21 protein-coding genes, 1 other RNA gene and 1 pseudogene are annotated in these 21767 nt (G+C 65.8%); 15 read left to right on the top strand and 8 right to left on the bottom strand.

Going from position 1 to position 21767, the window contains the following annotated elements; all coding sequences use genetic code 11:
* The first annotated feature begins 16 nt into the window (after positions 1–16).
* The 13 genes and pseudogenes from HOV91_RS17295 to HOV91_RS41075 form a co-directional block, all read left to right on the top strand.
* A complete protein-coding gene (locus HOV91_RS17295; protein ID WP_174186431.1) occupies positions 17–262 on the top strand; it encodes a hypothetical protein in 246 nt (81 codons plus the stop codon).
* Positions 249–2435 carry a type IV secretory system conjugative DNA transfer family protein gene (locus HOV91_RS17290; protein ID WP_174186430.1) on the top strand — a complete coding sequence of 729 codons (2187 nt, stop codon included), beginning with the start codon at positions 249–251 and terminating at the stop codon, positions 2433–2435. The genes HOV91_RS17295 and HOV91_RS17290 overlap by 14 nt, the downstream gene beginning before the upstream one ends.
* Positions 2432–3451 carry a replication-relaxation family protein gene (locus HOV91_RS17285; RefSeq protein ID WP_217440621.1) on the top strand — a complete coding sequence of 340 codons (1020 nt, stop codon included), beginning with the start codon at positions 2432–2434 and terminating at the stop codon, positions 3449–3451. Before HOV91_RS17290 ends, HOV91_RS17285 begins: the two co-directional genes overlap by 4 nt.
* Complete coding sequence (locus tag HOV91_RS17280) at positions 3448–4014, top strand: MT-A70 family methyltransferase (protein ID WP_174186429.1); 567 nt, start codon at positions 3448–3450, stop codon at positions 4012–4014. Before HOV91_RS17285 ends, HOV91_RS17280 begins: the two co-directional genes overlap by 4 nt.
* A gap of 132 nt (positions 4015–4146) precedes the next feature.
* Positions 4147–4569, top strand: coding sequence for a hypothetical protein (locus tag HOV91_RS17275; RefSeq protein ID WP_174186428.1), 423 nt, complete (start codon positions 4147–4149; stop codon positions 4567–4569).
* Positions 4570–4679: 110 nt separating this feature from the next.
* The gene (locus tag HOV91_RS17270) at positions 4680–5129 is read left to right on the top strand and encodes a hypothetical protein (protein ID WP_174186427.1); all 450 of its coding nucleotides are present in this window, start codon (positions 4680–4682) and stop codon (positions 5127–5129) included.
* Positions 5122–5778 (top strand): antirestriction protein ArdA, encoded by a 657-nt coding sequence (locus HOV91_RS17265; protein ID WP_174186426.1) that lies wholly within the window; start codon positions 5122–5124, stop codon positions 5776–5778. Before HOV91_RS17270 ends, HOV91_RS17265 begins: the two co-directional genes overlap by 8 nt.
* A 95-nt stretch (positions 5779–5873) precedes the next feature.
* Positions 5874–6296, top strand: coding sequence for a helix-turn-helix domain-containing protein (locus HOV91_RS17260; RefSeq protein WP_174186425.1), 423 nt, complete (start codon positions 5874–5876; stop codon positions 6294–6296).
* Positions 6297–6462: 166 nt separating this feature from the next.
* Complete coding sequence (locus tag HOV91_RS17255; protein WP_174186424.1) at positions 6463–7140, top strand: ImmA/IrrE family metallo-endopeptidase; 678 nt, start codon at positions 6463–6465, stop codon at positions 7138–7140.
* 38 nt (positions 7141–7178) lie between these two features.
* On the top strand, positions 7179–7598 hold the full coding sequence (locus HOV91_RS17250; RefSeq protein ID WP_174186423.1) for a recombinase family protein: 420 nt from the start codon (positions 7179–7181) through the stop codon (positions 7596–7598).
* 29 nt (positions 7599–7627) lie between these two features.
* A complete protein-coding gene (locus HOV91_RS17245; protein ID WP_174186422.1) occupies positions 7628–8011 on the top strand; it encodes a helix-turn-helix domain-containing protein in 384 nt (127 codons plus the stop codon).
* Positions 8008–9639, top strand: a complete 1632-nt coding sequence (locus HOV91_RS17240) for a tyrosine-type recombinase/integrase (RefSeq protein ID WP_174186421.1) — start codon at positions 8008–8010, stop codon at positions 9637–9639. The genes HOV91_RS17245 and HOV91_RS17240 overlap by 4 nt, the downstream gene beginning before the upstream one ends.
* A pseudogene (locus tag HOV91_RS41075) lies at positions 9599–10642 on the top strand (recombinase family protein); the annotation flags it as partial. The gene HOV91_RS17240 and the pseudogene HOV91_RS41075, both read left to right, overlap by 41 nt.
* Before the next feature lie 72 nt (positions 10643–10714).
* On the opposite strand, the gene HOV91_RS17230 reads toward HOV91_RS41075, so the two are convergent.
* Together HOV91_RS17230 and ssrA are read right to left on the bottom strand one after the other, a co-directional pair.
* Positions 10715–11146: a hypothetical protein gene (locus HOV91_RS17230; RefSeq protein ID WP_174186420.1), complete on the bottom strand. Its 432-nt coding sequence runs from the start codon at positions 11144–11146 to the stop codon at positions 10715–10717.
* Positions 11147–11276: 130 nt separating this feature from the next.
* Positions 11277–11647: a transfer-messenger RNA gene (gene ssrA, locus HOV91_RS17225) on the bottom strand.
* Positions 11648–12249: 602 nt separating this feature from the next.
* Here ssrA and HOV91_RS17220 point away from each other — a divergent pair.
* Together HOV91_RS17220 and HOV91_RS17215 are read left to right on the top strand one after the other, a co-directional pair.
* Positions 12250–13563 carry an ABC transporter substrate-binding protein gene (locus HOV91_RS17220; RefSeq protein ID WP_246350300.1) on the top strand — a complete coding sequence of 438 codons (1314 nt, stop codon included), beginning with the start codon at positions 12250–12252 and terminating at the stop codon, positions 13561–13563.
* A gap of 50 nt (positions 13564–13613) precedes the next feature.
* On the top strand, positions 13614–14873 hold the full coding sequence (locus HOV91_RS17215) for an ABC transporter substrate-binding protein (protein WP_312884665.1): 1260 nt from the start codon (positions 13614–13616) through the stop codon (positions 14871–14873).
* Positions 14874–14906: 33 nt separating this feature from the next.
* On the opposite strand, the gene HOV91_RS17210 is transcribed toward HOV91_RS17215, so the two are convergent.
* The 6 genes from HOV91_RS17210 to hisN all read right to left on the bottom strand — a co-directional run bounded on the left by HOV91_RS17210 (position 14907) and on the right by hisN (position 21748).
* Positions 14907–15770 carry an EamA family transporter gene (locus HOV91_RS17210; protein ID WP_174186418.1) on the bottom strand — a complete coding sequence of 288 codons (864 nt, stop codon included), beginning with the start codon at positions 15768–15770 and terminating at the stop codon, positions 14907–14909.
* Positions 15767–16240, bottom strand: coding sequence for an SsrA-binding protein SmpB (gene smpB / locus HOV91_RS17205; protein ID WP_174186417.1), 474 nt, complete (start codon positions 16238–16240; stop codon positions 15767–15769). The genes HOV91_RS17210 and smpB overlap by 4 nt, the downstream gene beginning before the upstream one ends.
* Positions 16241–16296: 56 nt before the next feature.
* Positions 16297–16539, bottom strand: a complete 243-nt coding sequence (locus HOV91_RS17200; protein ID WP_174186416.1) for a WLR motif membrane protein — start codon at positions 16537–16539, stop codon at positions 16297–16299.
* Between the two features lie 67 nt (positions 16540–16606).
* Entirely contained in the window at positions 16607–17686 is a 1080-nt protein-coding gene (locus HOV91_RS17195) for a metallophosphoesterase (protein ID WP_174186415.1), read from the bottom strand.
* Positions 17687–17762: 76 nt separating this feature from the next.
* Positions 17763–19646 (bottom strand): DNA helicase RecQ, encoded by a 1884-nt coding sequence (gene recQ, locus HOV91_RS17190; RefSeq protein ID WP_174186414.1) that lies wholly within the window; start codon positions 19644–19646, stop codon positions 17763–17765.
* A gap of 1316 nt (positions 19647–20962) precedes the next feature.
* The gene (hisN, locus tag HOV91_RS17180; protein ID WP_174186413.1) at positions 20963–21748 is read right to left on the bottom strand and encodes a histidinol-phosphatase; all 786 of its coding nucleotides are present in this window, start codon (positions 21746–21748) and stop codon (positions 20963–20965) included.
* Positions 21749–21767: the final 19 nt, after the last annotated feature.

The raw sequence follows: 21767 nt of genomic DNA, 5'->3' as shown, positions 1-21767 counted from the left end.
ATCGAGGAGGAGAGCTATGTCTAAAACCGGACGCTATAACCCCAGACGGGCCGCGAAGGGCCGCAATCAGCCGAACTGCTCGCAGCATCGGATCACCGTGCGCAGCGAGCTGCGCACGCCGCCGGATCTGCGCAAAATAAGCCGGGCCGTCATCGCGATGGCCCTCGCTGAGGCCGAAGCGGATAAGGCGGTCACCGAACAGCCGATCCCGGTGACCAAATCCGTCGAAAGCGACGAGGAGGCCGACCATGACCGCAAATAATCAGGGACCCGAGCTCACCGCCGACTCTCTCGTCTGGCAGCTCCTGTTCTGGCCCAGTCCATTCCGTGAAGGAGCAGCCACGTCGCTGCTCCGCCACTGGGCCGCCCAGAAGCACGCGCCCCAGCTCATCCTCGAAGCCCGCTCGACTAGTGATGGCGTGGAATACCTCGTCGGCAGCCAACTTCGGCACGCTCACGGTGTCCGGCGATCGGTCGAGCAGTTGGTGTCCGGCGCGGTGGTGACGCCGTTCGATACCGAAGAGCGCGGCGACATCGTCACGGCTCGCCGGTTGAAGCTGACCGCAACGGACTGGCCACTCGAACCCGTCGATCGGGTGGCATCGAGCCGCTCCATCCTCTCGGCTTTGACCGCCGTGAAAGGCACTGAGCGCCTGGTGATTCAGGTGGTACTGGGGCCACGCCGTCAGCCGATGTTGCCTCCGGTCGAGCAGGCGCCTGGAACACATCAGTCGGTGGCGTCGAAGGTCTGGAACGGGCTGCTGCCGGACAAGCGGCCGCACGCCCGCCAGGCCATCGCCCGCAAGCTCGGCCAGCACGGCTTCAGCGCGGTTATCCGGATCGGCGTCGAGGCCGGCACCGCGGAACGACGCAAATCCTTGCTGCTGGGGCTGGCGGCGGCCATCGGGACGGTCGAAACGGCCGGGGTGCACTTCAAGCTGGCGGAGGAGAAGGCCGCGAAGATCAATGATCCGAAGACCACCTGGTCGATTCTCACCCCGGCCCAGCCGCTGAGCGTGCCGGAACTGAGTCATCTGCTGGCGTGGCCGGTCAGCGACCGCGACGAACGCTTTCCGGGGCAGCCGCCGCTCCATCCGAAGCCGGTACGGCCGACCCCGCCGCTGCTGTCCGGTCAGCGGGTGATCGCCGAGGCCAACGCACCCGGCGTCTCCGGCACCATCGGTTACGACGTGCTCGACAGCATGCGGCACACCTGGGTCATCGGTCCGAACGGCACCGGCAAGTCGACGCTGCTACTCAACCTGATCGTTCAGGACCTTCAAGCCGGGCGTCCGGCGGTGGTGATTGAGCCGAAGGATCTGGTGGCGGACATCCTGGCCCGGATTCCCGAACATCGGAAACAGGACATCGTCCTGCTCGACCCGCTCGATGAAGCCCCCGTCGGCATCAACCCGCTGGCGCACAGCGACGGCCGCACGCCGGAAGTAATCGCCGATTCGCTGTTTGGCACCATCCACGCCATCCACGGCGACCTCGGTCCGCGATCGGCCGACATTCTCCGAAACTCCTTGGAGGTGTTAGCCAAGCGCGACGGCGCCAGCCTGACCATGCTGCCGCTACTGCTGACCAATCCGGGCTTTCGCCGCTCACTGACGCAGCGGGTGATCCGGGAGGACCCGTTCGCGGCCGGACCGTTCTGGGCGTGGTTCGACTCCCTGTCACCGGAGGCGGTGGATACGAAAATCGCGCCGCTGAGCAACAAGCTGCGCCCCTTGCTGACCAAGCAGCTGCGTGCCGTTCTGGCCCAGCGCCACCCGAAGTTCAATATCCGCCAAGTTCTCAATGAGAACTTGGTGCTGCTGGTGCCACTTCAAAAAGGCGTCATCGGGCCCGAAGCGGCGCAGCTGCTCGGCGCGATCATTCTGGCCGAGCTGTGGCAGGCGATTCGGGAACGGGCCGGGACGCCGGAGGACACCCGCACGCCGGTCATGGTCTACATCGACGAGGTGCAGGACTACCTGCGGCTGCCAACTGATCTTGGTGACGCGCTGGCAACGGCGCGCTCCCTCCGCGCTGGGTTCCACTTGGCACATCAGTACCAGAAGCAGCTTCCGCCCGCGATGCTTGACGCTTTCCGGAACAACGCACGGAGCCGGATCACCTTCCAGCTTCAGGCGGGCGACGCCAAGGACATGTCCACCGGACAGTCCGTGCTCGCGCCCGAAGACTTCGGCGCCCTGCCTGCCCACCACGTTTACGTGAACCTGATGCGCGACAACACTGTCCAGCCGTGGGCGTCGGGCGTCACGCTGCCGCCGCCCCCGGAAACCAGCGATCCGGCAGAGATCCGGCGCTTGTCCCGTGAGCGCTACGGCCAACCCCTCGATGAGATCGAGGCCGGGTTCGCCGAGCTGCTGGAGCAGGTGAACGGCGACGCGGACGCTACACCTCGTCGCCGAAGGAGGCAGGCATGACCGAAAGATCGCGCGGACCTAGCCTCGGAGATAGCGGAAGCGACGTAGAAGTCACATCTGTTGACGGTATTCGTCCCGGTATTCGTGCCGCATCGACCACACCGTCCCCAGCTACGTCGGTCAATGGCTCCTTGCGGGAGCCGAATGATGGTGCGCTGTCGGGCACCACACCCCGCCGCCGCTCACGCGCCACCGGTCCCGTCCGCGACATCACGTCGCTGGCGGCCCAACTTAGTGACCGGGACTGGTCGATCCTGCGTTCCGTGGCCGAACACCGCTATCTGACCGTGCCACAGATTCAACTGCTCCACTTCGGCGACCTTCCACCAGCCAGCGGCCTGCGGACGACGCAGCGGGTACTCGCCCGGTTGCGGCGCTACCGGATACTGGCGAGCTTGACGCAACGGATCGGCGGTATCCAGGCAGGCAGCAACGGCCTGGTCCACTACATGGACGTCGTGGGCGACCGCCTCCTGCGGCTGGAAGCGGGCCGGGGACCCCGGCGACGCTTCGAACAGCCGACCCAGCGGTTCCTGGACCATCAGCTCGGCATTGGCGACGCGCATGTTGCCCTGGTGGAGGCGAACCGGCACGGTCGGCTGGAACTGCTGAAATGCGAGATCGAGCCTGCTGCCTGGCGAGATTACGTCGGCATTGGTGGAACGCGGCTGACCCTCAAGCCCGACTTGTACGCCGAAACCGCCTCGCCACCCGGCAACGAGTACGTCGACGCGGCGTTCATCGAGGTCGACAAGGGCACCGAGAGCATCCCGACGCTTCTCAAGAAGTGCCGCGAGTACGAGGCGTATCGCCGAAGCGGCACCGAGCAGGACCGCAGTGACGGGGCGTTCCCGTTCGTGGTCTGGAGCATGAGCGCCGACACCGAGGCCAAGGCCGAACGGCGACGGATCGCGCTGCGCGACGCGATCGACAAAGACCGGACACTTCCCAGCGATCTGTTCCGCATCATCGCGCCCAACGAACTCATTCACATCATGAAGGGAGGTGAACCATGAAGAAAACCAACGCTATTCAGAAAGTGCCCGCTCCAGGCAAGCGCTACCGCACCATCCTGGCCGACCCACCGTGGGACATTTCCCAGGCCGGTGGACGCGGGGCAATCCAGCACTACCCGCTCATGACCGTCGAGCAGATCAAGAACATGCCCGTGGGTGATCTCGCCGAGGACGATGCCCACCTGTGGCTGTGGGTTACCAACGGGTCCTGGCGGGCAGGGTACGACGTCATGACCGCCTGGGGCTTCACCTACCGCTCCCCGCTGACCTGGGTAAAGCCGCGATTGCAGCTCGGCCAGTACCTCCGCAACATGACCGAACACGTCCTCTTCGGCACGCGCGGCAAGGCACCAGTCAACTTCCGCGCGCAGCCGACGTGGTTCATCGCCCCCGTGCAGGACCACAGCCACAAGCCCGAGGAGCAGTTCGCCATCATCGAGAGGGTCAGTCCAGGACCGAATTTGGAGCTGTTCGCGCGGCGGCGGCAGCCCGGCTGGGACGCGTGGGGCAACGAGATCGACGGGGACATCGTGATTCCCGGCTACCCGGTGCCGGGCCGATGAGAAGCACGCCCAGCGACCACGCGGCCGTCCGAGCAAGACTGCCGCATAGCGGGATGCCCTCGTCGGTGCCATGCGGCCGTACTCGTAAGCGCAATCAGCGTTTACCGGCCGCTCGCACCGAGGAGGACCATCATGTCCGAACCATCGAACCGGGAAGTCACCCTGGCGATCCGGATCGACACCGCAAGGCATACCCAGCTCAGCTGGATTGCCGAGCTCCGGGGTAGCAGCCTCAAGGCTGAATGCTTCCGGGCTGTCGACGCTCACATCGAAGCTGCCAAGAACGATCCTGATCTGATGGCCAGGGCCAACGCCGCTCGCGCCGCCATCGAAGAAGAGGCACGCGCCCGGCAGGCAGCCATCGAGAACCTGTTCACCGAGACGCCACCGCCACCGCCCGACGACCAAGCCGACACCGAACGTCCTACCGTCACGGCGGAGGAGGTCACGGTTGGCGAGGCCGAGGCGCCAGAAAGTGAACCCACGCAGGGTAATCGGCGCGCTCGGGGCCGCCGCGGTGGACAGCACGTCGACGGCGAACCAACGGACAGCTGAGCGATTCTCAGCACCCCGGTGAAGAGGCCGGCGGATAGCAGATCGAGGAATGCACAACCTCGCCGCTATCCGACCGGCCAACACTCAAACATAACTCGAAGGAGGTACCGATGAACGAGAGACTTCCAAATACCAACGCACATAACGAATACGGAGACAACCAACCTGCCCCAGCGCACGAGCTGAGGCCGAGCCCGGCTGTCGAACCGGATAGCAACGCCGAGTGGCAACTCCGGTGGGCAGTCAGCGAAGCACTGCTCCGCACCGTCTACGAGGTGGTCGAGCATCCCGGCGCGGATGTCCGTTCCGCCGCCGCGACCGTCGCGCTTAAAGTGGTCCAAGCCACGCGCACATTCAATCTGGCCGATGAAGCCGACCAGCACAGCCTGGCCACGCAGGCTGATTACGTCGCCGACCGGCTGATCGAACTGGTTGACGCCTACGACGAACTGACCACCGGTGACCTCCAAGGTGGCGTCGGAGCGGTGGCGTTCATGCTGGTGCGCAACATGCTGCCCGTCGACGGAACGGAGCGGATCGAAGGGGGTGGTCATGAATGAGCGATTCCCAAACACGAACGAGCACAAGGACTATCAACATGGCGGCGAACCGGCGCCCTCCGACAGCGAACCAAACCGCGAACAGCAGTCACGGCTCAACCCACGCATCTACGTCACCCGAGGGCTGCCATTACGAACTGAACTCACCCACGGGGCGTGGCTGGATATGGCCCGCGACACCCAAGCCGTCCACGCCGAGTTGTACAGCATTTTTGCCGAAGAGGTCTACGAACAAGAGGGCCTGTACATCTGGGACTACCAGGATTTCGGCAGCTTCACGGTGACCACCGGTGCGATCGGGCTCGAAGGAGTCGACAGCATCGAACTGCTCACCCAAGTGGCACGAGGTATCAAGGACCACGGTCCGGCCTACGCCGCCTGGGCAGAAGCGCACGAAGACGATCCACGCTTATTCGATCACTTCGCCACCGCCTACAAGGGCCACCACGAGAGCATGGCTGCCTACGTGCGCCAACTGTTCGAGCCGCTGCGCATCGAAGACAGGGTCAACCAGGCGCTGCCCGCGACGCTGGGGGAGTTCGTCTCTGTCGACTACGCAGCCATCGGGGAGGAGATGCAGCGCGAAGGCGACATTGCCGCGATTCCAGCCGAGGGTGGTGGGGTGTGGGTATTTGACGAACGATCCTAAATATTCCCCATTCGCCTTTCGCTAATTGTTGTAAAAGTTGCCAACCATTTGCGTACGCGCAAAAAGGGAGTTATTATAGTAATTGAAGAATATAAATGGAGAAAACGCAAATGGGAGCATCTCGCACCCGCGAAGCCAAGAAGATTGGCAGCATCATCAAAAAACGTCGCGGTCAATTGAAACTGACGCGCAGCGACCTCGCGCGCCGCACCGGCCTGACACCGTCAACGATCCAGCGGCTCGAAGATGGGATCTTCGCCCATCCCAGCCCACGTTCCTTGCAGGCGATAGCCGAGGGCCTCGAACTGCCGGTCGATACGCTGCTCGCCGAGGCAGGTTGGATGCCGAAGGCGGCGCGCCCCACACTCCGCCCCCACCTCAGTATTACGTATTACTGCATTCCAGCCGAAGTCACCCGCGATATTCAAAAAGCAATCGACCGGATTGTTAAACGACGCGCCGCCACCTTCGATACGTACCATCATTCCGTCACGCGAGAAGACGACATCGCTTCCTGAAATTATCCATCCGACCTCCGAGAGAACAACCAAAGGAAAGGACGAACAAGCACAGCAATGAGAGCACCCACGACCATGACCAAATAGCCGCACTACAGACATCGACACCCATACGAAAGGACATCAGAGCAGCACAGCACAAACCATTCGGAAGGAGATTCCAACTATGTCAATAGCCACCACATCACCGCACGCGATCGTCAGCACCTCGCGCGCATCGCGAGCAGCACCACCGGGCGGTCGACGCATCCTGGCTCAGCTACGGGAACTGGTCCCCGACCAACCCATCAGCGTCACCCGCAGCCTGCGTCTGGCACGACAACAGGCTGATAGCCTCCTGCACACGCACAGCGGCACTGATCCGGTGCCCATCGACCTCATCACCGAGTCACCTCGAATCCGGGTCGAATACGCACTAGACCAACAAATGCCCCGCGCCAGCTTCTGGGACATGACCTCCCGTCAGTGGGTCATCCAGCTGCGCTTGGCCGACGGCTGGAAGCACCAGCGATTCCACATCGCTCACGAGTTCAAACACATCCTGGACCACGGCCACGAGCTGACGCTCTACCCCAGCAGCGCGGTCAGTTGCGGGGCGTGCGACGCCGAACGCGTCGCCGACTACTTCGCCCGCTACCTGTTGGTGCCGGATCGCGCGCTCCAACGGGCGTGGCGCACCGGACTGACCACGATCAGCGAGCTGGCCGACCACTTCACCGTCGCCGACGACGTCATCCAAGAACGGCTGCGCGACATCGGGTACGACCACTCCGCACATCTCGACACCATCGCCCATCGCCACTCGAAATCCAGCCCCAGCAGGCAGAGAAACACGGCGCGATGAGGCCAGCCGCAACTAACCCTGAGAGGGCGGCCACGGTCATGCTCGACAGCGAGATGGCCTTTACACCGGCGGTGCTGTTCCTGTCGACCGACGCCGCACCCGATACAACTGCCACGATCGGTGGCGAGCCGATCAAGATCCACGTGCAACGCGAAGCCGGGCACCGACTGGCGATCCAGCGCGGACTCGGAGTGGTCAAGGAATTCGTCGAACTCGGCGCCGCTACCACTAGCCTGCGCGGTCGGCCGGTGCTGCGCCGCATGCTGGCCTACCTGGAACGACACCCGGAAGTACGGTGGGCGATCGTTCCGGGTGCCCTGCCGCATGACATGGCCGGTATCAAGCGCGTCCAGCAGCAACTCGAACGACTCAAAATCGCCACGGTGGTTCAGCCACCACCAGTCATATCCGCCCCACACCGCAGTGTGACGAAAAAGAAAGCAACCCAACGTACCTGACCCCACGGGACGAGAAAGGAGGCGCACACATGCACCAGACACCATCATCGACCACCACCAAGAACACGAGCATCACCCCGCGTGTGAGCCTGCCGCTCGAAACCCGCGCACTGCTGCGCACTCTCGGCTCCGTGGCGATCAAACTCGCTGACGACGGCACCGCCGATGCCGACTGGCTTCGCCACCAAATCGGTGGCCTGCCGAGCGATCCCGCTCCTGGCGTCAGCCGCTCGTCGGATCTGCTGACCATCCCCGAAGTCTGCTCCCGGCTCCGGCTGAGCCGGTGGAGCGTCTACCAGCTGATACACCGACGCGAACTTGCGTCTATCAAGATCGGACGCCGCCGATTCGTCCCCGCTGCCGAGGCGGACAGATTCCTGAGCCAACTCATCGGCATGGGAGCTCGGCCATGAACCGCCGACGCAACAACGGCGAGGGCTCCGTGTACCAGCGCAAGGACGGCCGCTGGGAAGGAGCCGCCTACCTGGGCACGGTCAACGGAAAGGTCCGCCGCCTGCGGGTGTACGGCCACACCCGCGCCGAGGCGCGCGGCAAGCTGACCGCGCGTATAGCCGACTCAGAGCGGGGAATCCCGATCCCCGACCGGTCGTGGAAGATCGGTGACTACCTCGACTACTGGATGGGCACTACCACCAAACTCCGTCCATCCACACGGGAACTGTACGAGACGGCAATTCGCCTCCATCTCAAGCCAATGGCGGGTTCATATTCGCTAGAGGGCCTAACTGTCCCCATGCTTCAGCAGCTCCTGAATCAGGAACTGGCTAGCGGCAAGTCGGTACGCACTGTCCGGCTGATCCGCACGATTCTCAGCGCCGCCCTGACCCGCGCGATGCGCGAGGAGTTGGTGACCCGCAACGTCGCCCGGCTGGTCGAGTTGGAGCAGTCACACCGCAAGGAGATCATTCTCTGGACAGTTGAAGAAGGCAGTCGCTTCCTGAAGCACGCGCAGTCCCACCCCCTGTTCGCAGCGTTCCTGATGCTAGGGCTATACGGAATGCGCCGTGGGGAGGTCCTTGGACTGCGGTGGACCGATATCGACTGGGACCGCGGCGTAATCCGTATACGTCAGCAGCTTCAGCAGATCGGCAACCACCTCGAAGTTGGGCCGGTCAAGACGAACGCAGGTCAACGTGATCTGCCTCTGCTCGCCGTCGTGCGCGAGGCGCTGAGCCAGCACCGGGCACACCAGCTGCAAAACTTGCTCTCCATCGACAGCGGAGTCGACGAGGGCGTACTGATCGGCGCCACGACCCACCATGACAGTGACGCATCCATGGTTCATCCCGCCACGAGCGGCGATCCACAGGATCACAATGAGTTTGGCGACCTAATTCTGCTCAGTGAAAATGGAACACCTTTGTGGCCACGCAATTTCGTCCGCGCCTTCCATCGCCTATGCAAACAAGCGGGTGTTCGCCGCATCAAACTCCATCACTTGCGCCACGGTGCCGCAACATTCCTCAAAAACACGGGTGTTCCGGCCCGCGACGTACAGCTCATCCTCGGCCATGCCCACATCTCTACAACTCTGCAGATCTACCAACACGGCGATCTGGACACACAACAATCAGCGCTCGACCGTATTGGTCGAGCGCTGATGCAGCCGTCGGCGGCAGTTGTTAACAGCGATAGTAGCCGTCAAACTCTGCCGTCAAACGAGTATTTTGTAGACGAATCTACATCAATTATCTCTGGAGGGACCAGTGGGTTTCGAACCCACGACACCCTGCTTAAAAGCATTACCCGACTCGGTAGAGACCCCGCTCTGACCACTGTTATCACACGCCTGCGCACACGGGCGAACACGCACATTCTCGGCTGCGTAGCCGTCAAAAGCTGCCGTCAAGATGATCAAACCTACAACGCCGAGACGCTCGTGCTGTGCGAATGGTTTCCGCTCCGCGACGCACTCACCCCCATCGTGACTCCGTTCACCAACCCACCGACCCACACCGATTTCGACCAGGAGGTATCCGATGGCCCGACGAACCCTGCCGAACCGAGCCAACACCGATGAGAAAGCCGTTCTCCTGCTACGGGTCTCGACCAAGAAGCAGCTCGACACCGCCATCGACATTGACCCCGATGGCCTGTCCATCGCCACCCAACGCGACCACGGGAACGCTAAGGCCAACGCGATGGGCGTCGAAGTTGCCACGGAGTTCATCGAGCCCGGCTATTCGGCCAAGAGTATCGATAAGCGGCCGGTCTTCCGAGATCTGCTCAAGTACCTCGCCGAGCATCCCGAGGTCCGCTACGTCATCGTCTACATGCGCTCCCGCGCCTTCCGCAACCGGTTCGATGCCGCCATCATCGAAACCCAGCTCAACAAGATGGGCGTCCGCCTCATCAGCGCCAAAGAAGACTTCGGCGAAGGACCTCACGCCGTGGCCATGGAAGGCATGCTCGACGTGATGAACCACCTGATGAACACGCTGCAAGGCTTGGACATCCAGGAGAAGATGCGCACGAAGGCCCTCAACGGCGGCACGGTCGGATTTGCCAAGGTCGGCTACCTCAATACCCGCGTCGAGTACGAGGGCAAACAGATCAACACCATCACCCTCGACCCCGAACGCGCACCTCTGGTACGCCGGGCGTTCGAGCTGTATGCCACCGGCGACTACGGCCTCGAACACCTCGAAGCCACAATGGCCGATCTGGGCCTGACCGCCCGCACACGCGGTACCATCCCCCAGCGCCCCCTTTCGTTCAAACTGCTGCACCGCATGCTGCAAGACCCCTACTACGCAGGCTGGGTCTTGGTCGACGACCAACTCCGACCCGGCAGGCACGAGCCGATCGTCAGCCAGGAACTGTTCGATCGCGTTCAGGACGTCATGGACATGCGCAGCCGTCGCGGGCAGCGAGACCGCGTGCTCCAGCACTACCTCAAAGGTGACCTGTTCTGCGACCGCTGCCGCCGCCACAACCGCACCTTCAGGCTCATCTACACCGAAGCCCGAGGACGCAACGGCCACTACTACGGCTACTTCATGTGCCGAGGACGCCAAGAGCGTGTCTGTGATCTACCTCACTTGCCAGCCGAGCAGGTCGAACAAGCCGTCGCTGACCACTACGCCACTCTGCGGCTACCAACCAGTTTCCACAGCACCCTCCGGGAACTCCTGGACGAAGCATTGGCTGACGAACAAACCAGCGTCCGCGCGATGCACGCCAACCTCACCACCCGCCTCAAAGAACTCGACGCCAAAGAGGAACGGCTGCTCGACCTCGCCGCTGACGGCACCCTCCCCCAGGCCAAGATCAAGGCCAGACTGCGCACCATCCATACCGACCGCACCAAGGTCCAAGCCAGCCTCACCGCCACTAGTGCTGAGCTGGCCGTCGGTGTTGACGTCCTCAAACGTGGCCTCGACCTGCTGATCGACCCGGCCCAGCTCTACCGAACCAGAACTGACACCGTCCGCCGCCACCTTAACCAGGCGTTTTTCCAGCGGTTCTACCTCGATGTTGGCGGCGTCACAAGCGACCAGCTCCACCAACCATTCGCTGACCTGCATCAAGCCGCCGGAACCCGCCCCGCCTGCGTACAGCCTGCTGTTAGACCACAAACCCCTGCAGGTCAGGAACCAAAAAGCGGCCTTACCCTCACCCAGGTCCTTACGGACCCCGGTTCGAGTAAGGCCGCTGTGGTGGAGCTGCCGGGAATCGAACCCGGGTCCTCCGCCGCGTCTTCAGGGCTTCTCCGTGTGCAGTCCGCTGTGCCTCTACTCGGATCTCCGGGTCCCGCGAACAAGCCCGGATGACGATCCCAGTCGCTGTTCGATGTCCCGTCCTACTCCGCGACCGAGTAGGACGGTTAGCCCTCTAGCTGATGCCGGCACCGGGACCGAGGGCATGCCCCGGGCCGACAGAGACGCTCTGCTGGTTAGGCAGCGAGAGCGTACTCGCGCTGATTGGAATCGGCGCTTAATTGGTTGCAACGACGCTTACGGTGGTCTCTTGCCTGCACCGACACGCTTCCCCTGAATCTACGTACGCAGTCGAAACCGTTCAGCCCCGTACGCCCCGGCACCTTGCCGGGCTGTCCATGTTAACACCGGTCAGGACCGGGATCATCCCATTATCCGTCGGTGGCGGCCACCACACCCCACAGGGTCGGCGGCTGCCATGCCGAAGGTCATCGGCGCAGGTCAGCCCCTCGATGTCTGGTTGGAGCCCGGGCGTGCTGCGCTCCCCCACCCGGCGCACATGCTGTCGAGGACCCTGCGGTCGGCACTGGGTCCGCGCCGGGCCATCCCCCGAGCCGGTGCCCCACGGCGTCGACAGCGGACACCCTCAGTGGACGCGGCGAGGCGCGCGCCAGAGCAGCAATGCCCGTGGCGCGGGAACCAGCGGTGGTCGGGACGACCGCTGAGGACGCGGCCCTGCCCGTCAGAGCGGGTGCCGATCGACCGGCGCTCCGCGAGCACATCCGCCGTCACGATCGAGACCGAATCCCGCCACCCTCTACCCGTTTGCGAACACCGCGCGTTCCACTACTCGAGCCTTCCCGGATGCTGGTAGCCGATTCTCCCGGCTCGACGACCAACCCGACTTACACTGCACGAGCCGTACGATCGGCTCTGAGCAGCGGATCTCGATTTCAGACTAAGGAAACACTTTGGCAGTTCGTATCATTCGGGACAGGTTGCTGCGCCTGTCCGCCCTCACCGTCATCGCCGGGCTGGTCCTGACGGGTTGCTCCGCCCTGCGCGACAAGTCGGCCGAAGCGATCGAGCGGGGTGTCACCAAGGACCCGTGTCCGAACGCCGTCGACAACCGCAAGGGGTGTATCTACCTCGGCGTGCTGTCGGATCTGACGAGCGGGCCTTTCGCCGCGCTGGGCAAGGACATTCACAACGGCCAGCTGGCGTTCTGGAAAGCGGTGAACGAGGCGGGCGGGATCGGTGGCAAGTACGAGGTGGACATCGCCACCCACACCGAGGACACGAACTACGACCTGCAGAAGCACGCCGAGGCCTACCGGCGGATCGAGCCGCACGTCCTGGCGCTGTCGATGAGTTTCGGCACCGTGCAGACGCAGAAGGTACTTCCCGAGATGGACGCGGCGAACGTGGTCGCCATCGCCGGAACGCTCTGGTCAGGTTGGCAATTCGAGAACAGCGACAAGGGTCTGCTGCTGGAGTCCGGCTACTCCTACTGTTCGGAGGCGATCATCGCCCTGGACTGGATCGCCGAACACCTGGCGAAGCCGAGCTCGATCGCCACGGTGAGCTACCAGGGCGACTACGGCGGCGACTACTCCACCGGCGCGAAGAAATGGGCCTCCGCCAATCGCGTGGACATGGTGGCGCACATCGACACCGAGCCGAACACCCAGATCGGCAATCAGGACGCGGCGGTCGCCAAGATCCTCAACGCCGGAGCGGATCTCGTACTGCTGGCCACCGGGCCCGCGGAGGCGGGCGAGATCATGGGCAAGGCGGCGCTGGCCGGTTTCCCTGGCCGATTCCTCGGCTCGGGCCCGACCTGGAACGGCGGCCTGCTGAAAAGCCCCGCGGCGTCAGCGATCACCGCGCGCTACAACATGACCTCGCCGCTGGACGGCTGGGACGGTACCAGCGCGGGCGCCAAGAAGGCGCGGGCCTCGGCGACCAGGGAGCCCTCGACCTGGGGCTACAGCGCCGGCTGGATGTTCTCCTATCCGATGAAGGCGTTGCTCACCCGCGCGGTGAACGAAGGCAAGCTCACCCGCAAGGGCGTCCGGGAGGCGGTGCACGGCCTGCGCGTCGACTACGAGGGCGCGATTCCCGAATACGTGTACGGCGCGGCCACGCCCGACCTGACCCGCCAGCGTGCCGTCATCGAAGCGCCGGAACAGACCGCGCCGCTGGGCGCGAAGACCCTGGCGGTCGCGTATCACGGCCCGACTCAGGACCGCATCACCCTCACCGAGCCCTGCGTGCAGCCGTAAGCGAGCCAGATATGCCTTTCCCTAGTTTTTCTCGTCGGCTACTTCGACTGGTGGCCGCTCCGCTCGCCCTCGGGCTCGTCCTGGCCGCCGGGTGTTCGACTTCAGCGCCCGCCGCCGCGCCGGGCGTCACCCGCGAACCATGTCCACACGCGATCAACCGCGACAAGGGCTGTATCTATCTGGGTGTCCTGTCGGACTTGAACAACGGTCCCTTCGCCCCGCTCGGAAAGTCCTTGCAGGAGGGGCAACTCGCGTTCTGGAACGAGGTGAACAAGCAGGGCGGCATCGGCGGCTACGAGATCGACATCACCGCCTACACCCGCGACACCGCCTACGATCCGCGCAGGCACGTCACCGAATTCGAGAACGTGGCGCCGCACGTGCTGGCGCTGGCGATGAGTTTCGGAACCGCCCAGACGCTGGCCGTCCTGCAGGAGATGGACGAGGCGGACCTGGTGACCGGGGCCGGCACGCTCTGGTCGGGCTGGCAGTATCGCTCCACCGACCGCGATCTGGTGCTCGACGACGGATTCTCGTACTGCACCGAGGCCGTGCTCGGCCTGGACTGGTTCGCGCAGAACCACTATCAGCCCCGCACGGTCGGCGTGGTCGCCTACCGCGGCAACTACGGCGGCGACTACGCCAGCGGAGCGCTCAAGTGGGCGCTGGACAACGGCGCGACGATCACCTCGCGCATCGACACCGGCCCCAACACCGAGGTCGGCAACCAGGACTACCCGGTCACCGCGCTCATGGCCGATCCACCCGACGTGGTCCTGCTGGCCACCGGGCCGGGCGAAGCAGCCGAGATTGTCGGCAAACTGGCGAGATTCGGCTACCAGGGCCGATTCCTGGGCTCCACCCCGACCTGGAACAGCGCGCTGCTCAAGTCGCCGGCCGCGCCCGCGCTCACGGCGCTGTACAACTACACCTCGCCGTTCGACGGCTGGGACGGCACCAGCACCGGAGCCCAGCGCGCCAGGAACGCCGCGACCAGCGAACCGACCAACTTCGGCTACAACCTGGGTTGGGCAATCTCATATCCGATGAAGGCCCTGCTCACCAAGGCAGCCGAGACCGGCGGTCTGGACCGGCCGACCTTGCGCAAGGCCCTGGCCGGGCTCACCGTGGATTCCGAAGGCATGGCGGCGCCGCAGGTCTACGGCCGGGAGGAACCCGACGTCGCAGCGCAGCGCGCGGTGGTCAACGAGCCCGACCCGTCCACGTCATTGGGTTCGCGCACGGTGGTCGCCGATTACCGCAGCCCCACGCTGAAGCGGATAGCGATGCGGGAGCCCTGCACGAGGTGATTCGCGACCGGCCGACGACCGTGCCGGGCGCAGTCAGGCCGCGGCGATGAGCACGACCGCGGCCAGCGCGAGGACCAAGCCGACCTGCTGCTGCCGGTGGACCCGCTCACCGAGCAGCACCATCGCCAGCAGCACGGTCACGGCCGGATACAGCGAGCCGATCACGCTCACCAGCGACAGCAGCGATCCGTGGAACGCGTACAGCAGCGCCGCGTTGCTGATGACGTCCAGCACGCTGATATAGCAGGCCAGGCGCAGCGGTTCACCGCGCAGTCGACCGGAGTCCCCGGCGACCAGCGCGGCGAGCCAGACGACTCCGGTAGCCGCGACGCGCTGCATGAGCAGCGGCCACAGTCCCGAGTCGGCCGCTGTCTTGTGCAGGAAGACGAAGGCGAAGCCGTAGGCGGCGCCGGAACCGATGGTCAGTGCGGCGACCTTGCGGGTGAACCGCAGTTCGCGTCCGCCGATGATCTCCTCGGTCACCTCGTCCGGCGACTCCCGGCTCACCAGGAGCACCGCGACCAGCGCGAACACCACACCCGCGAAGACGAGCGGGCCGGGACGCTCGCCGGTCAGCAGCCCGGTGAGCACCGGAATGCCCGCCACCAGCACCGCCGTCAGCGGCGACACCACCGCCATCGGACCGTCGGCCAGCGCGGCGTAGAACCACCACACCGCGACGCCGCTGGTTACCCCTGCCGCAGCGCCCCACACCAGCGACGCGGCATCCGGGCTCCCGGACACGAACGGGAGCGCGACGAGCACCAGCAGCACCGAGAACGGATAGGAATAGATGACCACGCGCAATGCGGTCACCCGCCGCGAGGCCACACCGCCGTAGAAATCGCTCACGCCGTAGCCCACCGCGGCAGCCAGCGCGAGCAGGACGGCGGTCACCTCATGCCTTTGACCCGCCGTCCCAGCTCGCGGGTGACCTCTCGCTCGGCGGTGCGCCGAGCGAGGTCCTGGCGCTTGTCGTAGTCCTGCTTACCCTTGGCCAGCGCCAACTCGACCTTCACCTTGCCGTCGGAGAAGTACATCGACAGCGGCACCAGCGTCTGGTTGCCCTCTCGCGACTTGCCGACCAGTCGCTCGATCTCGCGCTTGTGCAGCAGCAGCTTGCGCACCCGGCGCGGCGCGTGATTGGTCCAGGTGCCATGGCTGAACTCGGGGATGTGCAGCCCGCGCAGCCACACCTCACCGTTGTCCACCGTCGCGAAGGCGTCCACCAGCGAGGCCTTGCCCTCACGCAGGCTCTTCACCTCGGTGCCGACCAGCGCGATCCCGGCCTCGTAGACGTCCAGGATCGTGTAGTTGTGCCGCGCCCGGCGGTTGGTCGCGATGACCTTGCGCCCCTTTTCCTTCATAACGGTCCACTCTAAGTGACCCGGCAACCAGATTATTCCCGCAGGTCGCGGGCACGCTAGCCGCTCTGGTGCAGCATGATGTAGAGCGCCAGCACCGCGAGGAACGCCACAACCAGGATCACCGTCGACATCCGCGGTGCGCCGGGACGTTCCGGCGGCGGCCTGCGCCGCAGCCACACGTTCTCGACCGACGGATCGCTCCTGCCCCGGACATACGGCGGCGCGTCCGGTGTTTCACCCCCTGACGAGCCGGAGGAAACGTCTTCGCCCGCATCGCTGGAACCCTCACCCGGTGCCATAGCCAGCACGGTAACCGCCACGACGGCGACACGCCGCAATTCCCGCGCCGCGCAACAGAGTTGGAACTCAGGCCAGGCGCCGCCGGAACGCCTCGGTGGAGGCGCCGCTCGCCAGGTCGACCGTGTGCACGCCCAGTTCGGCCCCGCCCTCGGCCAGGTCGAGGACCATGAAGCCCAGCTCGTGATAGGTCTCGTACAGTGCACCGTGGCCGGCGCTCGCGCTGAGCCGCGGCTCGGGTCCGACCGTCTTCGCGGCGGCGCCGGACACGATCTGCCTGGTTCCTTTCGACGCCGCGGTGGGCTCGAGCACCTGTAGCGAGTGATCGTGCCCCGACAGGATGAACTGGCACCGGCCGAGCACGTGGCCTTCGATGAAGCGTTTCACGTGCACGCCGTTGATCGGCTCGAGTGCCAGGCCCTCGTAACGGCCGGCGTCTCCGTGTGGGCCGTTGCTCAGATACGGCTGGTGGGTGCAGGCGATCTTCCATGGGGCAGGCGATTCGGCGAGGGCGCGATCGAGCCAGTCGCGCTGCTCGTTCATGAACTGCCCGTCGACTGCCCAATAGGGCGAGAAGATCGGCGGCAGGTAGGCGGCCAAGGGATTGACGTCGAGGACGAAGAACTCGACGACAGGGTTCCGCTCCGGGATTCGCACCGAGTAGTAGCGGCTGGGCATCCACCAGCGCCGCGAGTTGGCGTGGTACTCGACCTCGGCATTGCCGCGCAGCAACCAACCGCCGTCGCCCCCGAGCACCGAGCTGTTGTCGTGGTTGCCCAGCACCATCAGCCACGGGAAGTCCAGCCCGGCGTTGGGGTTCTCGAACTTGTCGGCGAACTGCGCGTCGGCCGCGCCGGCGGGGCCGTGCTCGTAGATGTTGTCGCCGAGACCCACTGCGAGCGAGACCGGTTCACGGCCGTGATACGCGCGCATGGCATCGGCGACCGCCCACTGGGTGCGGGTGCCGGTGCCCGCGTCGCCGGTCACCAGCACCCGCACCCGGCGATCGGCCGGAAAGGGGAATTTGGTGACGCCCTCGGCGACGGGTACCGCGTGCGCGGGCGTCCGGCCGACCAGCGTCGCCCCGGCCGCGAGGGCGGCCGCACCGCCCAGGAACTCCCGGCGCCCGATCGTCTCGCTCTCGCTCACACTGTCCTCCACAATCTTCCGCGCTTCCGCACGCCGACCATCCTCGCCCATCGGCGTGCCGCGCGCCGAGGACGGCTCATGCGGCGGCCAGCACTTCGAGCACCTGCTCGCCGTATTTCGCGAGCTTGCTCTCGCCGACACCGCTGACACCGCCGAGCTGGGCCAGGCTCGCGGGCTTGCGAGCCGCTATCTCCCGCAGGGTGGCGTCGTGGAAGACGACATAGGCGGGAACGCCCTGTTCCTTCGCGGTCGCCGCGCGCCATTCGCGCAGCTTCTCGAACAGCGGCAGATCGGTGGGTGTCAGGTCGGCGGCGGCCGCCTTGGCGGCCTTCGCCGCCCGCGCCGGCTTGGGCGCGCGTTCGGGCTCGCGGCGCAGCAGGACTTGCCGCCCGTCGAACAGCACCTCGCTGCTGGCCTCGGTGAGCGTCAGCACGCCGTAGTCGCCGTGGACGGCCAGCAGCCCGTGGGCGAGCAATTGCCGCACCACGCCGCGCCATTCCGTGTCCCGCAGGTCGGTGCCGATGCCGAAGACCTTCAACTCGTGGTGGTCGTGCTGTACGACCTTCGGGTTCTTCTTGCCGAGCAGGATGTCCACGATGTGGCCGGCGCCGAAGCTCTGGCCGCGTTCGCGCTTCAGCCGCAGCACCGCGGACAGCAGCTTCTGCGCGGCCACCGTGCCGTCCCAGGATTGCGGCGGGGCCAGGCAGGTGTCGCAGTTGCCGCAGGGCAACCCCGGCTCGCCGAAGTAGGCGAGCAACTGGGTGCGGCGGCAGGCGACGGTCTCGCACAGCGCGAGCATCGCGTCCAAGTGCAGTTGCAGCTGGCGGCGATGGGCGGCGTCGCCCTCGGAGGAGTCGATCAGCCTGCGCTGCTGCACCACGTCGTTGAGTCCGTAGACCATCCACGCCGTGGAGGGCAGTCCGTCACGTCCGGCGCGACCGGTTTCCTGGTAGTACCCCTCGACCGACTTCGGTAGGTCCAGATGGGCGACGAAGCGCACGTCGGGCTTGTCGATGCCCATGCCGAAGGCGATGGTCGCCACGACGACCAGACCGTCCTCGCGCAGGAAGCGCGACTGGTTCGCCGCGCGGGTCCGGTGGTCTAGACCCGCGTGGTACGGCACCGCGGAGACGCCGTTCTCGGTGAGAAAGGCCGCGGTCTTCTCCACCGAATTGCGGGAAAGGCAGTAGACGATCCCGGCGTCGCCCGCGTGCTCGGTGCGAATGAATTCCAGCAGCTGGCGCTCGGGACGGTTCTTCGGCTCGATCCGGTACTGGATATTCGGCCGGTCGAAGCTGGACACGAAGCGGCGGGCGCCGCCGAGGTCGAGACGCTGGATGATCTCGTCGCGCGTCTTCTCGGTGGCGGTCGCGGTCAACGCGATCCGCGGGACATCCGGCCACCGCTCGTGCAGCACGGAAAGGGCGAGGTAATCGGGGCGGAAATCGTGACCCCACTGGGAAACGCAGTGCGCTTCGTCGATGGCGAACAGCGCGATTTCGCCGCGGTCGAACAGCTGCGCGGTCGAGTCGAGGCGCAATCGCTCCGGCGCGAGGTACAGCAGGTCGAGTTCACCCGCGACGAATTGCGCCTCGACGGCCCGGCGCTCGTCGGGATACTGGGTGGAGTTGAGGAAGCCCGCGCGCACGCCGAGGGCGCTGAGCGCGTCCACCTGATCCTGCATGAGGGCGATCAACGGCGAGATCACCACACCGACGCCGGGGCGCACCAGAGCGGGCACCTGGTAGCAGAGCGACTTGCCGCCACCGGTGGGCATGAGCACCAGCGCGTCGCCGCCCTCGATCACGTGCCGCACGATCGCGCCCTGGTCACCGCGGAAGCTGTCGTAACCGAAGACTCGGCGTAGAACCTGTTGCGCCGCAACGGATCCGGCGTCCGATCCGGACGCGTCTTCGACCGCTACAGCCGCGAAATCATCGGGGGGAGTCACCCGGCCCATCCTACGAGCGCCCGGACGGCGCGGTACCGGTACGGTTCGGCGTTCGCCCGGTTGGACGGCCGAGTTGTGCACATGTGCACAACTCGCGACGAGGTTTCCCGTCCTGGCCCGCTGACCTCGGCGAATTCCCACCCGGGCGGAAATCGTCGGCCCGGGCCGCCCGTTCGGCGCTGTTATGTTGTGGCGCATGGCAACAGGGATCGGAACCAGGGCCCGCGCGGTGATGCTCATCGCCGTGGTGGCCGCCGCGGTCGCCGCGGCACTGCCGGCCGCGCGGGCGCAGACATTTCCCGCGACGTGCTCGGACGGCTGGGAGGCCGCCACCGTCGTCGAGGGAGTCGGCAATCTGGAGAATCTCGATTCCGACGGGCACGGCGGTTTCTACGTCACCGGCCTGATGGACGGTTACCTGGCGCATGTCGACCGCGCCGGGCGGTTGGAGAAGCTGGTCACCGATGTGCACCGTCCGGCAGGCGTGCGGGTCGCCGGGCGCTCTGTCTACTTCCTCACCGGCGACGGGGTCAGCGAGCCACCGGGCACGCTCCAGCGCTACGACATCGAGACCGGTGCGGTCAGCGTCCTGCTCACCGGGCTGAACGGGCCGAACGGCTTGCTGCTGCTGCCCGACGGCAGCCTGCTGTTCACCACCATCGGCCTCAACGGCCCGAACGGGATCTCCCGCTACTGGCCCGAGACGAACGAGTACGAGCGCGATTGGTCGAGTCTGCCGCCCGCCAACGGCCTCGCGCTGGCCGCGGACGGCGAGTCGGTCTACGTCGACACGCTGACGATGCAGATCCTGCGGGTCCGGCTGGACGCCCCCGCGCACCCCACGGTCGTCTCCGGTATCCCGGACCTGATCGCACTGCCCGACGACATGGAGGCCACCCGGGCGGGCGAACTCTTCGTCGCCGACCATATGCTCGGCGCCGTCTATCGGGTGGACACGATCACCGGCGCCACCTGCGCGATCATCACCGGCTTGATCAAGCCGGGCCCGGTGCGCAACCCCCGGACGGCGCCACCTCGGTCCGCATCGACCGCGACGGTGATTCCTGGGCGCTGTTCGTCACCAGTATGGACGGCACGCTGCGGCGTTTGCGCCCACCGGCGGGTATCGACCTCACCCCCGCGAATCCCGCGCGGGCCGGTTAGTTCTGCCGTGTGTCTCCGGAGATCGCGAGATCACCGAGATCGGGTTCGCCACCGGAGGGAGGGAAGACATGGTCGAGACGGCGCCCATGGTGGCGTCCACCGCGGTGGACGCCGAGGACATCGCAGGTGCGGGCCCGGCCCGATCACGCGAAACGGAGCGGTCACCCGCGCAGGCGGTCGAGAACCTCGTCGTGGAGCAGACCGTTGGTCGCGATGGCATCGCCGCCGTGCGGACCGGGTTTGCCGTCCAGCGAGGAGAATCGCCCGCCCGCTTCACGGACGATGATGTCCAGCGCCGCCAGATCCCAGAGGGAGACCTCCGGTTCGGTGGCGATGTCGACCGCGCCTTCGGCGAGCAGGCAGTAACTGAAGAAATCGCCGTAGCCGCGTACCCGCCAGACGTCGTCGGTCAGGGCGAGGAAATGCTCGCGCAGCCCGCGGTCGTGCCAGCCGGAGAGGCTGGAGAACGCCAGGCTGGCCGAGCCGAGGTCGCCCACGGCGGAAACCGAGATCCGCTCGGCCGCCTGCTCTTCGAAACTCGACCAAGCTCCCCACCCCGAGGCCGCCCACCAGCGCCGGACCAGGGCGGGCGCGCTCACCACGCCGACGACCGGTTCGCCGTCTTCCAGCAGCGCGATCAGCGTCGCCCAGATGGGCACCCCCCGCACGAAGTTCTTCGTGCCGTCGATCGGGTCGACCACCCACTGCCTTCCGCTGAACTCGGCGGCGCCGCCGAATTCCTCACCCAGCACCGCGTCGTCCGGCCGCGCCTCCGACAGCAGCTGCCGGATCGCCTGCTCCACGGCCAGGTCGGCGTCCGACACCGGCGTCAGATCCGGCTTCGCGTCGACCTTCAGGTCCAGCGCACCGAAGCGAGCCCGGGTGATCGCGTCGGCGGCATCGGCCAGCCGCAAGGCCAGTTCGAGATCGGAGGAGTACTCAGCCACGCCCCGCACCCTATCGGCC

Source organism: Nocardia barduliensis, from assembly GCF_013315795.1.
Lineage (GTDB): Bacteria > Actinomycetota > Actinomycetes > Mycobacteriales > Mycobacteriaceae > Nocardia > Nocardia barduliensis.
This window is presented reverse-complemented; position numbering and strand designations above follow the sequence as displayed.

Coding starts and splice junctions, on each gene's coding strand:
- HOV91_RS17240 (WP_174186421.1), top strand. CDS start 8,008: ATGAACCGCCGACGCAACAACGGCGAGGGCTCCGTGTACCAGCGCAAG.
- HOV91_RS17260 (WP_174186425.1), top strand. CDS start 5,874: ATGGAGAAAACGCAAATGGGAGCATCTCGCACCCGCGAAGCCAAGAAG.
- HOV91_RS17275 (WP_174186428.1), top strand. CDS start 4,147: ATGTCCGAACCATCGAACCGGGAAGTCACCCTGGCGATCCGGATCGAC.
- smpB (WP_174186417.1), bottom strand. CDS start 16,240: ATGAAGGAAAAGGGGCGCAAGGTCATCGCGACCAACCGCCGGGCGCGG.
- HOV91_RS17255 (WP_174186424.1), top strand. CDS start 6,463: ATGTCAATAGCCACCACATCACCGCACGCGATCGTCAGCACCTCGCGC.
- recQ (WP_174186414.1), bottom strand. CDS start 19,646: ATGGGCCGGGTGACTCCCCCCGATGATTTCGCGGCTGTAGCGGTCGAA.
- HOV91_RS17245 (WP_174186422.1), top strand. CDS start 7,628: ATGCACCAGACACCATCATCGACCACCACCAAGAACACGAGCATCACC.
- HOV91_RS17290 (WP_174186430.1), top strand. CDS start 249: ATGACCGCAAATAATCAGGGACCCGAGCTCACCGCCGACTCTCTCGTC.
- HOV91_RS17280 (WP_174186429.1), top strand. CDS start 3,448: ATGAAGAAAACCAACGCTATTCAGAAAGTGCCCGCTCCAGGCAAGCGC.
- HOV91_RS17270 (WP_174186427.1), top strand. CDS start 4,680: ATGAACGAGAGACTTCCAAATACCAACGCACATAACGAATACGGAGAC.
- HOV91_RS17250 (WP_174186423.1), top strand. CDS start 7,179: ATGCTCGACAGCGAGATGGCCTTTACACCGGCGGTGCTGTTCCTGTCG.
- HOV91_RS17265 (WP_174186426.1), top strand. CDS start 5,122: ATGAATGAGCGATTCCCAAACACGAACGAGCACAAGGACTATCAACAT.
- HOV91_RS17285 (WP_217440621.1), top strand. CDS start 2,432: ATGACCGAAAGATCGCGCGGACCTAGCCTCGGAGATAGCGGAAGCGAC.
- HOV91_RS17295 (WP_174186431.1), top strand. CDS start 17: ATGTCTAAAACCGGACGCTATAACCCCAGACGGGCCGCGAAGGGCCGC.
- HOV91_RS17200 (WP_174186416.1), bottom strand. CDS start 16,539: ATGGCACCGGGTGAGGGTTCCAGCGATGCGGGCGAAGACGTTTCCTCC.
- HOV91_RS17230 (WP_174186420.1), bottom strand. CDS start 11,146: ATGCAGGTCAGCGAATGGTTGGTGGAGCTGGTCGCTTGTGACGCCGCC.